Origin of the sequence: Cryobacterium sp. 10I5 (assembly GCF_035019865.1) — a bacterium.
In the GTDB taxonomy this organism is placed as follows: Bacteria; Actinomycetota; Actinomycetes; order Actinomycetales; family Microbacteriaceae; genus Cryobacterium; species Cryobacterium breve_A.
The window spans coordinates 13799-27134 of sequence record NZ_JASJVI010000052.1 but is presented as its reverse complement, the minus strand read 5'-3'; the positions used below and the strand labels follow the sequence as shown (position 1 = coordinate 27134).

The following is a 13336-nucleotide window of genomic DNA, read 5'->3' as shown; positions in this document are numbered from 1 at the left end:
CCCCACAATTCTCCCCCCCCTTCGCGCTCCCCCGGGGCGGAATATCACCGTGACACCAGTCTCGAAACCGTGACGGCGGTGCCGTCAAGAGCAATTGGAGCCGCTGCGCGGCACTGTCCACTGGGCCTTTTTGTCCTTTCTGGCGTTTCACCGTAGCTCCCTTCCGCGCCTTACGTCACCCGGGTTCTCGGACGCGCCCTGCGGGCTTATTTCGCCCGAGAACCCGCGCACTACAGCACTCCCGGTCGCTCTCGATTTCTCTTGCCAGATAGGGCAAAAAAACAGTTGTTCACGAAGGAAAGAGAACCCATGGCTGAGTCCGATTACTACAACGAGAACACCTACCCCAGGGAGCGTTACGCCAGCGGGTGTGCCTGCAGCGGTTGCCGGTCCGAAGGTATCGCAGACACTCAGCCGGGCGAAACCTGCACCGCCACTCGCTACGCCGACAGCGTCGCCTAGATCGAGGGAAAAATTCATGCTCACAACTCAGATTCAGCCCCTGACTCCCGGAGTGCTCGGGGCCGACAACCTGCTCAGCAGCGCCGACATGTCGACGTTCTGGAACAGCCAGAGCTACCCCAACCCCAGAAGCCGGTTCGTCATCGTCATGACCCCGAACGGCTCCCGCGTCAACGCCTGCACAACCCCGAGAGGAACCCGCTAATGCTCACCATCACCCACACCCACGAAGCCGGAACCCTGATCGCCGGCACCAGCCGAGGTGACGGAACCGCCGACGTCCTCAAGTCCGCCGGATGGCGCTGGGGGCGCAGCATCAGCGCCTGGTTCGTCCCCCAGTCCCGCGACCGCCTGCCCAAGCTGCACACCATCACCGGCACCAAGACGGCACTAGAAGCCGCCGGGTTCGAGGTCGAAACCGACATCGACAGCAGCCACCGCACGACCGCCGACGTCGAGGCCGGAAAGATCGAGCGTCAGGCCGACCGGGTAGACGCCCTGGCCGTCAAAGCAGAGCGTAAGAGCCGCGCCGAAGAGGCCGCCTGGGCCAACGCTCAGGCCGCGCACAATCGCCTGCCCGAGGGAGGCGAACCGATCAAGGTTGGCCACCATTCCGAAGTACGCCACCGTAACGCGATCGTCACAGCAGATAACGCCATGCGCAAATCAGTAGAAGCCAGCGAAGACGCCACCACCGCCCAGGCGCGCGCCGACGCGGCCACCCACACCACCAACGCCCGATATAGCCCGGTCACTGTGGCTAACCGCATCGAGACGTTGGGTTCTGAGCTCCGCAAGCTCGAACGCCGCATAACCGCCCCGTTCTACGACGACACACGCGGTTACATCGACGCCACGGCCGAGCAGATGACTTCCCGGGCGGAGCGCCTCGCGCCGCACGTCGGGGAGAAGCGCGACCGGATCGCTTATTGGGAGGCCGTGCGCGTCGCCCAGGTTGAGAGTGGCACGGCCACCGGTTACGACCGTTCCACCGTCAGAAAGGGCGACCGGGTGAGGATCCGCGGCCAATGGCGCGAAGTCGTGCGCGCCAACGCCAAAACGGTCAGCGTCACCACCGGCTACACGTGGACGGACACCGCCCCGTATGCCGAGATTCAGCAGCTCGTGCGGCCCGAGTAAGCACGCCGCAGCGGCCGGCCCACCCAAGGGTCGGCCGTGAGGGGCACCCCCTCACACTCCCCCACCAGGTGTACCCGGCACGGAGGCCGGATCCCCTCGGACCCGGCTACGCCGGCCAGCCCTGTTCAAGACTTTTCTTCCCTTGGTGGCCGGTCATCGTAGTTCGCTTCCCTGCCTGCGTCACCCACACTCTCGCACGCGGTAGCAAGCTCCCTTATTTCGCACGAGACTGCGGGCACTACGGCACTCCCGCTCTCAATCGATTTCTCTTGCCACCCAGGGCAGAAAAACGGTGGACGACACAACAACCACTGCCCAGAGACCCCGGGACCCCGGGCCACTCACCACGCGAGAGAGAGAACCCCATGACGACCACCATCCGCAGCATCAAGATCACCCCAACCGACACCATCACCACCCTGAACCTGGACCAGAGCAACATCGGGGCCGACATCTGCGCCGCCATCGGCTGCTCGATGTTCGATGTCGTCGGCCTGGACGACGACATCGACCTCTTCGTCGATGATGAAGGACTCATCAACGGGTCCACCCTGAACCTGCCCGCAACCGTGCTGGCCCACCGACTCGGCTCCCCCACCGTCATCTTCGGCACCGCCATCGCCGTCAGCGTCACCCCCGGCGGTGAAACCGTCGGCCTCACCGATTCCCAACTCACGAAGATCCAGAAGGCACTCGCCCAGACACCCGACCCCGGCATCATCAACACCCTCGTTGAAAGCCTCTCCCCCTTCCCCACCATCGTCAGCATGCTCCGCAACATCTAACCGCGACAACCTGCTGGCCCTCACGGGCCAGCAGGCGAGGGGCGACCCCCTCACGCTCCCCCGACGCCGGGCCGGGTGTAGGTCTGGCCTGTGGAATCGGGCTGGCGCACTGACTCAATGACAGTAATACAAGCATTAATGGTAATGGCAGTAATAGCGGTATTGCTGGTATTGCTGGTATTGCTGGTATTGCTGGTAAGGTTTGCAATAGCAGTAAAAACAGCATTGCCACTTATGGCACTAATGACAGTATTAGCTGTATTGTCACTATTGACGTCAAACGAAATGAGCGAATATGCCTCAGGCACTCGATCGCACCGCCTTGGAACGCGTTATCGCTGTCATCAACGGAAAGGGAGGCGTCCTCAAGACGACACTCACCGCCAACATCGGTGGCATGCTCGCCAACAACGGATACCGCGTGTTGCTCGTGGACCTTGACCCCCAAGGCAATCTCGCTGAAGACCTCGGATACACCGACGACGACAGAGACGACACCGGCCGCGCACTCGCACAAGCACTCATGTTCGGCGGGGGAGCAGCGCCAATCAAGGAAGTCCGGCCGAACTTGGACGTCTTCGCGGGAGGCCCTGCTCTCGACCAGGCCACGGCCGGGCTCTCTGCAAAGGCGAACAAAGACCCAGACGGCGCCAAGCTCGCCGTCGCGCATCTACTCGCCCCGCTCGCCGGCGGCTACGACATGATCCTCATCGACTGCCCGCCCGGCGATGAGACCCTCCAGACGGCCGCCGTCGCCGCTGCCAGGTGGGCACTCGTGCCTGTGAAGAGCGACAAATCAAGTCGCAAGGGACTCGGCGCCGTCGCTGCACGCCTCGACGCCGTCCTGGGCGTGAATCCGACCCTCGACTTGCTGGGCGTCGTTCTCGTCGACGTCGGCACATCCGCCCACGTCGTCCAGCGCGAAGCTCGCGAACACATCGCGGAGCTCTTCAATGCTGACAACAACGTCGTCTTCACCGCCACGGTCCGTCATAGCGAAGCAACCGCCCAGGCCACACGAGAACGGGGCCTCCTCGTCCACGAACTCGACGCGGAGGTACGAAAGGGGCCGAAGTGGTTCGAGATCCGCCGAGGCGAAGCCCAGGCACAAGCTCTCGCACCTCGGACAGCCTCATCCGTCGCAGACGACCTGCAAGCCATCACCCAAGAAGTTGTGGCCCGAATCACCGCGGCCGAGAACCAGGAGGCCCTCGCATGAGCGACGACACCCCCAGCCGACAAATCGGCGGCTTAGCGCACCGTGCCGGGACTCCCGACTTGAGTCGTTTGCAAGCCAGAAACCGCACCGAACCCACAGTGCAGCCCGTTCAGCAGCCCAAGCTGTCCAAGCCTGCTGCGGCTCCGGCACGGAAGCCTGCCCTTATGGCAGAACCGACCGCGAGGATGACCACGTACTTGTCTGCGCAGACTAGAGATCGCGCGCGGGCAACGTACCGGGCTACGAGCCACCTCGAGGGCGACAAGAGTTGGTCTGACTTCGTCGAACGAGCGATCCAAGCCGAAGTGGAACGCAGAGAACTCCTGCACAACGCAGGGGAGCCATACGAAGGCGATAGCTCGCCGCTGCCGGTCGGGCGACCACTCAGCTAATCAGATATTTATCTGATGTAGTGTGTGGGCATGAGTACCGCGACTTTTACTGACCTTTTGCGTAAGCCCAAGGAGGTTCTGGCTCACATTGATGAGGGTCAGGTCCGGATCACGCGCCGTGATGGTGACGATCTCGTGATCCTGCGCGGTCACGATCTCGACGTCCTCGAGAACGGTATCGCGCTCTCGAGCAGGCTGATCCGGGCGATCGGGCGGAACAAGGGCGACGTCGCGGCGGCGTTGACTGATCTGTTCGCTTGGGCGGGGGAGTTCACCCCGGGGGAGCTCGCCGCGTACGCGGCCGAGATTGAACAGCTCGTTTATGCCGCTAGTGAGCTCGGTACGTTCGAGCGTCTGCTGCGGGCGCAGCAGGAGTGGCAGGAAACGGCCGTCGCCTACGCGATGGGCATGCGACCTGTCGAGCCGATCGAGCTGCCCGCCGCCCCGGTTCGCGTCGAACGCCCGTAGGTGGCGGGGAAGCGTGGCGTCGCGGTTCCGCGACCGATCAAGGGCACCGAGTACGAGCTCTTTTTTGGCAACACCGCAGCCCAACGCGGCTGGACGGATTTGAAGGCGTCCGCGAAGAACGCCCTCGCGGACGCATACGACTATCTCACCGCGCATCCTGCGCGGTACGACCCTGATCGTTGCTACCAACTCCGTGGGGATCTCTCCACGGTCCTGGTCGATGGCGTGGTCATGCCGCAGTGGCAGTACAAGGTCACTGACGGTGCTCGCCTGTGGTACGCCGTTGACGAGCCCAACGCGAAGGCGAAGAAGCCTGGACGCGTGTACATCACGAAGGCTACGACCGGTCACCCTAACGAGACGGACTCAACGAAGAACTTCCGGTAGCCGCCACGAACCGCCTCCACCGCCGGCGCCGACAACGACCAGGCACACGGCCTGTCGAGGATCCTCTCGCGACTCGGGGTGCAGCGGGGGAGTGGGCTGGCGGTCTACTTCTGTTTGGGGCGTGCCGTCTGGGATTCGGCACGGTCGGCGCGGGTGCGCTGCTCGCGTTCGCTCGTGCGTGACTGGTCCAAGTCGGCGCGCAGCTGGGTGAGCTGCTGCTCGAGGGTGTCCCGCACGTCGGTGACGCGCTGCTCGGCGTAGGAACGCTCCCGGACGGCCTCGGCCGTGGCACTGTCGCGTTCGCTGGTGACCGTGGCCAGACGCCCGGCGAGGACGAGCGCTTCCGCGCGTGCGCTCTCGCGCTCGACCCGGGCCTGGTCAAGCACGTCCCGGGTGCCAGCAGCCTCCGTCTCCGCACGATCGGCGCGCGCCACGGCGGCATCGGCCTGCGCGGCGGCCTCCCGCGCGGCCGCCAGGGCCTCGTCCTTGGCCGTGGCGGCCGTGGTGACGAGTTCCCGGGCCTCGGTGAGCTGAGCGGTCGTGGCGACGTTCTCGTCGGTCAGAGCGCCCACCTGGACCGTGAGGGCGGCGATCTCTGCGGCCGTGCGTGCGTTGTCCTCGCCCGCGACGACCAGGTCGCCCTCCAGTCCGGCGGCACGCTGCTCGAGCGCGTCCAGGACGGTGCGGAGTTCGTCGACCAGGGCAGCGGATTCCTCGGCTGCCGCGTCGGCTTCTGCCCGTTCGGCCTCGGCCTTGCGGGTGGCGGTCTCGGCCCGGTTGGTCCGGGCGGCCGCCGTGGCGACCTGCTCGGCCGCGCCCGCGGTGACGGCCTCGATCTGTGCTTCGGCCGCATCGGGATCCGCGACCGTGCGCAGCTCGTCGATGAGGACGACGAGCTGTTGCTGCAGGTGTTCGACCATGCCGGCCACCTGAGAGCGCAGCACGCTGGCCCGCTGACGTGCGGCATCGACGGGGAGCCTCTCGTCCTCGACCGTGCGCTCGATGCGGCCGGACTCGGCGCGGCGGGCCCGCCACGCAGCGGCCCGATTGTGGCCGGGGTTGATGCAGTAACCGGCCGGCCGGCCGACACCGGGCGTGGCATCCACGGGCTCCTCGCAGCCGGGGAAACCGCAGGTACGCACATCGGTGATCTCGGGAAGACTCATACCCATATCGTATTACCTATAACGCAATACGTAAACGTAATACGAATAACGATAACGAATTACGAAATAGGAGCCTCGTCATCGAGGGCGCGGGACCCGCTTCGGCCGGGTGCTGTGCCGTCATGCACACGGATGACCGGGGAGCGGCACCCAACTGCGTGACCTGGTCGGCATGATCTATGCCGAGCGGCGGGAGAGTGGTGCCGAGGATTCCATGAATCGAACGTGTGTCGGCTTTACGATCTCGGTGCGCTTGGAGTTGATCGATTGCGGGCAGTCAGCCTGTGACTAGGCGCGTTCTAGATTTCACCATCTCACCGAGATCGTAAGGCCGACTCGTGCCGCACGGCCTATCTCGGTCCTCGTCGCGTTCTGCCGGGTAGTGGTTCGCTGTGAGTTCATTCATCCTGTCGCTGGTGCGGACAAACCGAATCGTGGGTAGAGGACCTCGAAACCGATCTCCAGGCCTCCGTCTAGTGCGCGCACCGAGTGTCCGCCGCCGGGGATTTCTCGTAGCGTCACGGCCATGCCGGCTGATTGTGCGGCGCTTGCGACGACTCGTTGGCCCGCCAGTACGCCGGGGTCGTCAGCGCCGGCGGTGAATATCGCGACAGTGTCTACATAGCGGTGCGCGGCTAGCAGGTTGACCGGTCGTTGGGCGTCGTACGCTTTCTGGTCGCCGCCGAAGATGTCCTTGAGAGTGGCCGCCTGAATCTCGGATCCGGGGAAGGACTCGCCGGAGATGTCGATGACGTTGGACCACAGGTCGGGGTGTTTGGCGGCCAGGGAGATCGCGCACTGGCCGCCGTTAGAGAAACCGGCGATTGTCCAGTACCGGTGATCTTGGATGATGTTGAGGTTTGCCTTTGCCCAGGTGACGACATCGTGGGTGAGGAAGGTCTCCGCGTTCCCGTATGTTGCGGTGTCCAAGCAGAGCGGGTCAATGCTCGGGTCCCCGAGTTGGTCGGCCACGATCACAATGGGGGCCAAGCCACCATGCAGGGCCGCATCCCGGTCCAAGGTCGCGGCCACGTACTGCGGGTCGGGATTCCCGGGTTGCCCCATTAACAAGATGACCAAAGGGAGAGCGGGAGCATTTGGTACGAGAGCGGCCGGAGGGAGATAAATTCCAGCCGGACGCGAGGTGAACCCGGATCCGGGGTTAGGAATGATCTGACTACCTGTGGTTCCACTGGCGGGCATTCCGGCAGGCGGTACCCAGGTTTGCCAAAGCGGACCGGCCAGAGGACCCGGAGTTGGAGCCTGGGTGGGCGCCGTCAAAATGATGGGCGTTTCCGTGCTGATTCCAAAGAGAGAGCCGAGGGTACGATTCAGTCCAAAGCCCGCGTTGATGCCGAGGCCTCCAGTGATCAGGAACAACAGGATGGATCCTGCCGCGATTGCTTTCCGCGCCCGCCGGGAATCCCACAGGTTGGCGATGGCCACACTCGAGCCGCCGCACGCGGCAGCGAGCCACATATAGGTGACTGTCCCCAATGACATGCCAAAAAGATTAAGAACCCGGACACAGACGAACCAGACCAGGACGGCAACGAGCACTCCGAGGATCACGGCGGCCGAAGCCATCACCGTCCAGCGCCAGCTCAGTTTCTTAAACAGCAGAAACAGCAGCGCGAGACCGGAGGCCACAAAAAAGAAGACGACAACGGGCCCGTCGACGACACTAATTTTCCAGAAGTCGTTGATCTTGGCTCCACCAATCTTCACTTTGGCCGGGAACAAGTCCCGTACGGATCAGCTCCGCCCGTCCAGAAACGTAGAACGATCGCCCAAACAATGGTTTCACACCTCGCAGTCTCGAGCGGCCCCGGGTGGAACACCGCCGCCTACGCGGGGAAGGGTCTCCCATTACTGCCATCTGACACCCGCTGCCGGGAACACCCCCGCCTACGCGGGGAAGGGTCCGCCCAGAGCGCCGAGATTTCCCCAGCCGTGGGAACACCCCGCCTACGGCTCCTGGAGGCAAAGACTCTCACCTCCTACGGGGCGAGCCATATCACGGAGGCCAGGGCAAGTGAACTGCTCAGATACGCAGCCCGGCTGGTAGATGAAATGGAAGCTACCCTTGCCTCCTGACCACAGACCGGAACCTCCCGAGGAGACCCTTTGGCTGGTGTCCCCGGCCGCGCCTACCCAGAAGCATGCCGCGGAACGCCGCTGCCGCCGCCCCGTAGGAGGAGCCCTCAACAGGACGTGGTAATCAGAGTCCGGTTCAGATCCTGGGCCGGGCGGTTCGCCAATCGCGTGCTTGGGCCAGAATCTGTTGGATAATCGCGCCTTTGACGTTGGCGTAGTGGTTCATTTCACTCCCTGTTTCGCGCCGAGGCAGGTGACGGTCTGCGCAGCGTTCTTTGCCCGAAGACCGAAACCCTCTACCAGGACCTCATTGCCGCCGGCTGTTGAGTATTTGCGAGTTCGGGGGCCGTTGGCGCCCGACCGAGCGAGGGTTTAGGCCTTCACCTGGTCGGGTGGTGTGTTCTCGCATGTTTTGGCCGCCGATCTCGACGCAGATGTTTTTGTGCACGATGCGGTCCATGATCGCGTCGTCGTAGACCCCGGAGCCGAGGCGCAATTGCCAATCTCTTTGGGCATTGGGTGCAGGACCTCATTGTTGACACTTGGTCGTAGCGTCGATCGAGGAGTTCTATTAGCATGCTTCTGGTGCTCTCGTCGGGTTCGTCGACGAGCCATTCATCGATCACCAGGAGCGTGGACGCGGCGGACGTGTTCAGAAACTTCGTCGTCCCGGCGGGTCTATCGCGGGCCAGCTACCAGGCCTCTTCGAGTTCCGGCAGCAGGTGGCCCCCAATGGAGATACCCGGTGGCCCCTCAACGTGCGACTCGCCGCAACGACCAGTGGCCCCGAACGCCAATGACACTGGCCCCCAGCATCGCAAATACTCAGGCTGTTTCAAATGTTCCGAGTACTGCGCCACCTAGGAGCGTGAGTCAGTAACGCCTATTCGGTCTTGATGCCAAGGAATGCGTTCGATGTTGTCGGGTTGGGTTGGGGCGTTACCGACGCGATCGTCGTGGACTGGGGCTCTGTATCTGTTCGTGTGCCGATCGAAAATAGGGTCACGGCCGCGTTGACGGCGCATGGCAGGATCGCTGCCGCCCGTCAGGGCGGTCTCGCCCTGGTCTTTAGGTTGCCGGGCGGCCTCTCCAGGAATTTTGCGTGGCGAGGAGGGCTTTGGTTTGCAGGGTGTGTAGCTTCATCAGGTTGTGGCAGGCAGCGATCAAGTCCCACTCGTGGGCTGCTTGCTCCAACCCGCGCAGCAGCAGGAACTTTCCTTGCCGGGTATGGATCTGACCGAACACGGGCTCCACGATCGCTTTGCGCCGCGCGTAAACGGCGCGGCCTTTCTTCGTCTTCAACTTTCGAGCCATGCGCTCTCGGAGCGTCGCATCGGCGGGGATCCGGCCCCGAGGAACCTCCGGAACGCGTTCGCCGTGCTTGACCCGGCCGGTCGCGATGAAGAACTCGGTCCTGCCGTCGGTGGTTGTTTCCTGGGTCTCGGCATAGTCCAGATTCGCTGCTGAACAATACCCGGCATCAGCGAGGACGTGCCCGGGCAGAACCCCGGTCGTGGAGCGGAGTTTCTCGACCAGGGGCACGACCTGTTCAACGTCCACGCCGATATTCGTCAGCATCGCCGCAACGATCACTTGATGGTCCGCGTCAACGATGGCCTGCGCGTTGTAGGCGTAGTGGAAGGACCCGTCAGCGGTCTTCATGATCCGCGCATCCGGGTCGGTGAAGTTGCGTTGAGCCTTCGGGTTCACGACCGCGTTCTTGGCCGCGTCGTCACCCTTCTGCGCCACAGCATCGTCATCGTCGCCTTTCTCCCGGGCTTTCTTCTCGGCCTCTTTCCGCGCCCGGACGGCCGCGTCGGCCTCCAACGCGGCGCGCGCCTCAGCCAGTTTCACCAGGCGTGACTCCCGCCGGGCCAGTTCCGGCGGCAACTCGTCGCCGCGTTTGTCTTTCCCGAACCGGGCATCCTCAGCCTCATCGATCGCGTCCGCATCGGCCAGCAAGGCGGAGACCTCGTCCGCGAGGACTTTCTGCTTCTCCGTCAACCGGGCGTAACTCATGGCCTTCCGCCTGGACGCGTTCGCACGCACCTTCGTGCCGTCCAACGCGACCTGCCCCAGCGACACCATCCCCGCCGCACGGCACAGTTCCAACGCTTGCAAGAACACGTTCCCCAAGCTCGCGAGGTGGCGTTTGCGGAACCGGGCGATCGAGCGAAAATCCGGTGCCTGCTGCGCGGCCAACCAGCGGAACGCGACCACGTCCACGCACACACGTTCCAGCTCCCGCGAGGAGCGTACCCCGACGCAATACCCGTAAAGCAGAACACGCACCATTAACCGCGGGTCATACGGTGGCTGGCCCTTCGACTTCGCATACGACGCGTAGAACTTCCTCAGGTCGAGCTGGGTTTCGACGATGTCCGCGATGAAGCGCGAGTGGTGATTCTGTGGCAGCCACTCATCCAGCGACGGTGGCACCAGCATCACCGCGGCCGGCTCGAACGCCCGGAACCGTTTATTCACCCCGCCGCCGGCCTCAACACCGTCATCAATGACCGGGTCGACGTGCTCAAGATCAGCCGCAGGGAAGAGACCATCCGAATCGCTTATACCCAATTTTCCCAGACCCAAAACCCCAGCCCAGGAAATCGGTGGGCGTTTTAAACTTTGCCGTTACTGACCCACGCTCCTAGGGGGACGTGAACTTAAGGATTGGCGAGGGTCCACTGCATGCGCGGTGGGCCCGCAGCCATCAGAGTAACCGACGTCCCTGACAACGTCATGTCTATAGGGACTCGAACAGTACGCTTCCCAGGACTGAGCTTGGCGACTGTCTGGACTGTCTGGACTGTTTGGAGGTCAGAGACGGGTCAGCGCGCGTGTGTTTGGGCGGCTGGGAGTTTCCGATGAGTTCGGTGATAGCCGCGAAGAAGCCCCGGCTTCACTGCGCCTGGGGGAGGAGAGAATTCTGTCGGGGCTACTTCGTTTTGGAGTGGGGGACTCCGTCAATAGTGTTACGGGGGATGGGCTGAATGCCAGCTGGACGAACCCATTCCGGCCGGGCTTGGTGCGCGGGTTCGTTCGCGAAACGAGTCGAGGACTGGTTGGTGCGTAGCGTGCCATCCTGTTCCTAGCCTGCAGCTTCTCGGCCGTTGAACGCCATCACCGAACGGCACTTACCGGTCTTCGTCACGCTGCTGAAGACGTGGTGATTGAGCCCACTAATAGCACCCGACTCTGGGGCAGCTTTTCTCAGTCTGACTCACGTGCGATCGGTGCGGGAGCTGGGGCCTGAATAGCCAAGTTTCCTTGAGATGGCGAGGGCGGTTTGTTGCAGGACGGGTTGAAGGGCCTTCATGCGTTCTGCTGGCATATAAGGGGTAATGGCCGAGATGCTTATGGCTGCGACTATCGCGCCACTCCCGTTGTGCACGGGCGCAGCCACGCAGCGAATTCCCGGTTCATTTTCTTCAAGGTCGAGGGTCGAACCTTGTTTGGCGTAGCTGGACATGCGACGCAAAAATAGCTCCCTGAGCTCTTGCGGGGCGTCGAGGTCGTAGTGTTCTCGGTCGAACACGTCTTCCCATCTGCTGGGGCTATCGAGGAGGAGTGCCTTCCCGATACCGGTTTGACTCAACGGCATTCGATAACCAATGCGGGAACGCATTTCGGCGCCGCGTGAGCCAGGGATCTTGTCGACATAGAGAACTTGCCCTTCCTCTTCGATGGCCAAGTGAATGGTATCGAGGTATTTTTTGGATAAAAGTTCCAAAAATGGGCGGGCGACAGTGGATGCCGGGCTCTGGTATAACGCCTGAAATCCGAGTTCGATGAGCGTCGGACCTAGGGAGTAGTCGGCGCCGTGGGTGCTGCGCAGATAACCGAATTGTCCCAGCAGCTGTATGAGCCGGTGTGCAGTGCTGCGACCGATACCCGTCGCCAAGCACACTGTCTTCAGGTCCATGGCGCCGTTCGCTACTGCTCGCACGACTTCTAAACCTCGTGAGAGTGTCTGCGTGCCCGGCAGGTGGGATGTGACGTCGTCAGATGTACTCGCCGAGTCAGTCATCGGTACACACGCTGCTGGCGGATGGGGTGGCCATTCGATTTAACATGATCCCATTATATGAGATGGCGTTTGAAATATTGGGATGATCCCATCAATCTTGTTGAGCGGGCAGGGATGCACATTCCCCTCAGCGAATCAGCAGGGAACCAAGAATCGATGACGAATCAAAGCCGAGCCCGATTGATAGCACTGGACTGGGGGACCAGCTCGCTCAGAGCGTATCTGTTGGGCGCTGCCGGAATTGTGTTGTCGGAGCGTCGGAAAAATTCTGGTGTTCTGGCCGTGACGTCAGATGCGAATCGGGCCGGAACCGATCATAGGCAGGCCTTTGAACACTGCTTCGAGGCGCTCTGCGGCGATTGGCTCACGCTTTGGCCGGACGTTCCCGTCATCGCCTGCGGCATGGTCGGGAGCAATCAGGGCTGGGCCGAGACCCCGTATCGCAAGTTGCCTTCTGACCTTGCCACCGCGGGAATCCTGACTCCCGTTCCAACGAAGCGACACGTCATGGTTCACATAATTCCCGGGCTAATCGTTGATTCAGATTTTCCTGACGTTATTCGCGGCGAAGAGACGCAGGTACTTGGGGCATTGATGAGCGCCCCTCAGCCCAACGCTCATCGGTGCGACGAGCGGATCGTTTTATTGCCGGGGACCCATTCCAAGTGGGTACGGGTTTCGGGAACGACCGTGACCGCCTTCACGACGTACATGACCGGCGAGTTTTTTTCACTGCTCGCGACTAAGAGCACTTTGTCCCTTCAAGCTGTCCGATCGCAGAAACCCGATTGGAAGGCTTTTGCCCGGGGCCTCGAGGTCGCTGCGGCTCCGAATGGTGGAATCTTGATGACGGCGTTCTTAGCTCGCACGCTCGTCATGACCGGCAAGTTGCACCCGACCCAGGTTGAGGATTATCTCTCCGGCCTGTTGATTGGTACCGAAATTGCCGGCATTCGAGCATCCTGGCTCGGCGAATTCTCCGGCGAGATCCTCCTGTGCGGTGAGCCCGACCTCAACGATCGATATCGGCGAGCACTCAAGAGGTTCGGTCTGCAGGTGGCACACGAGACGACTACCTCGGCTGTGGCAGGGATGTGGCACGCCGCCACTGCGGCCGGGCTCCTCTCCGAGACCAGGATCCTGCCCTCCCAACCCTTCCAGCAACATCCTTCAATGTCGAAAGGCTGAAC

The 13336-nt window shown here is 62.6% G+C and carries 13 protein-coding genes; 8 read left to right on the top strand and 5 right to left on the bottom strand.

The genetic code is table 11. The features are described 5' to 3' along the window. Window positions 1-478: 478 nt before the first annotated feature. From QN350_RS13090 to QN350_RS13080, 3 genes are all read left to right on the top strand, one after another. Window positions 479-667: a hypothetical protein gene (locus tag QN350_RS13090; protein ID WP_322140508.1), complete on the top strand. Its 189-nt coding sequence runs from the start codon at window positions 479-481 to the stop codon at window positions 665-667. Beyond that, entirely contained in the window at window positions 667-1602 is a 936-nt protein-coding gene (locus QN350_RS13085) for a DUF3560 domain-containing protein (protein ID WP_322140509.1), read from the top strand. Before QN350_RS13090 ends, QN350_RS13085 begins: the two co-directional genes overlap by 1 nt. Window positions 1603-1967: 365 nt before the next feature. Continuing rightward, window positions 1968-2387, top strand: coding sequence for a DUF3846 domain-containing protein (locus QN350_RS13080; RefSeq protein WP_322140510.1), 420 nt, complete (start codon window positions 1968-1970; stop codon window positions 2385-2387). Between the two features lie 50 nt (window positions 2388-2437). Here QN350_RS13080 and QN350_RS13075 read toward each other — a convergent pair whose 3' ends face one another. After that, the gene (locus tag QN350_RS13075) at window positions 2438-2695 is read right to left on the bottom strand and encodes a hypothetical protein (protein ID WP_323516498.1); all 258 of its coding nucleotides are present in this window, start codon (window positions 2693-2695) and stop codon (window positions 2438-2440) included. Between QN350_RS13075 and QN350_RS13070 the strand changes: the two genes are divergently transcribed. The 4 genes from QN350_RS13070 to QN350_RS13060 are packed head-to-tail and all read left to right on the top strand — an operon-like array spanning window position 2683 to window position 4853. Next, window positions 2683-3606, top strand: coding sequence for a ParA family protein (locus QN350_RS13070; RefSeq protein ID WP_322140512.1), 924 nt, complete (start codon window positions 2683-2685; stop codon window positions 3604-3606). The genes QN350_RS13075 and QN350_RS13070 overlap by 13 nt on opposite strands. Beyond that, on the top strand, window positions 3603-3998 hold the full coding sequence (locus QN350_RS20005; RefSeq protein ID WP_369125188.1) for a ParB family protein: 396 nt from the start codon (window positions 3603-3605) through the stop codon (window positions 3996-3998). Before QN350_RS13070 ends, QN350_RS20005 begins: the two co-directional genes overlap by 4 nt. Window positions 3999-4028: 30 nt before the next feature. Next, window positions 4029-4466 carry a hypothetical protein gene (locus QN350_RS13065; protein WP_134559688.1) on the top strand — a complete coding sequence of 146 codons (438 nt, stop codon included), beginning with the start codon at window positions 4029-4031 and terminating at the stop codon, window positions 4464-4466. Further along, a complete protein-coding gene (locus tag QN350_RS13060) occupies window positions 4467-4853 on the top strand; it encodes a hypothetical protein (protein WP_322135137.1) in 387 nt (128 codons plus the stop codon). A 104-nt stretch (window positions 4854-4957) separates the two neighbouring features. Here the strand turns inward: QN350_RS13060 and QN350_RS13055 are convergent, their stop codons facing one another. From QN350_RS13055 to QN350_RS13040, 4 genes are all read right to left on the bottom strand, one after another. Continuing rightward, window positions 4958-6019: a hypothetical protein gene (locus tag QN350_RS13055; protein WP_322140513.1), complete on the bottom strand. Its 1062-nt coding sequence runs from the start codon at window positions 6017-6019 to the stop codon at window positions 4958-4960. A 402-nt stretch (window positions 6020-6421) separates the two neighbouring features. Next, window positions 6422-7762, bottom strand: coding sequence for an alpha/beta hydrolase (locus QN350_RS13050; RefSeq protein WP_322140514.1), 1341 nt, complete (start codon window positions 7760-7762; stop codon window positions 6422-6424). 1422 nt (window positions 7763-9184) lie between these two features. After that, complete coding sequence (locus tag QN350_RS13045; protein ID WP_416173086.1) at window positions 9185-10693, bottom strand: IS1182 family transposase; 1509 nt, start codon at window positions 10691-10693, stop codon at window positions 9185-9187. Between the two features lie 646 nt (window positions 10694-11339). Continuing rightward, entirely contained in the window at window positions 11340-12146 is an 807-nt protein-coding gene (locus QN350_RS13040; RefSeq protein WP_323516496.1) for an IclR family transcriptional regulator, read from the bottom strand. Between the two features lie 69 nt (window positions 12147-12215). Between QN350_RS13040 and QN350_RS13035 the strand changes: the two genes are divergently transcribed. Then, a complete protein-coding gene (locus tag QN350_RS13035) occupies window positions 12216-13334 on the top strand; it encodes a 2-dehydro-3-deoxygalactonokinase (RefSeq protein ID WP_322140516.1) in 1119 nt (372 codons plus the stop codon). Window positions 13335-13336 lie beyond the last annotated feature (2 nt).

Bases quoted from the DNA above. Each gene is read 5' to 3' on its own strand.
- QN350_RS13090 (WP_322140508.1), top strand. From the start codon at position 479: ATGCTCACAACTCAGATTCAGCCCCTGACTCCCGGAGTGCTCGGGGCC.
- QN350_RS13085 (WP_322140509.1), top strand. From the start codon at position 667: ATGCTCACCATCACCCACACCCACGAAGCCGGAACCCTGATCGCCGGC.
- QN350_RS13080 (WP_322140510.1), top strand. From the start codon at position 1,968: ATGACGACCACCATCCGCAGCATCAAGATCACCCCAACCGACACCATC.
- QN350_RS13070 (WP_322140512.1), top strand. From the start codon at position 2,683: ATGCCTCAGGCACTCGATCGCACCGCCTTGGAACGCGTTATCGCTGTC.
- QN350_RS20005 (WP_369125188.1), top strand. From the start codon at position 3,603: ATGAGCGACGACACCCCCAGCCGACAAATCGGCGGCTTAGCGCACCGT.
- QN350_RS13065 (WP_134559688.1), top strand. From the start codon at position 4,029: ATGAGTACCGCGACTTTTACTGACCTTTTGCGTAAGCCCAAGGAGGTT.
- QN350_RS13055 (WP_322140513.1), bottom strand. From the start codon at position 6,019: ATGAGTCTTCCCGAGATCACCGATGTGCGTACCTGCGGTTTCCCCGGC.
- QN350_RS13040 (WP_323516496.1), bottom strand. From the start codon at position 12,146: ATGACTGACTCGGCGAGTACATCTGACGACGTCACATCCCACCTGCCG.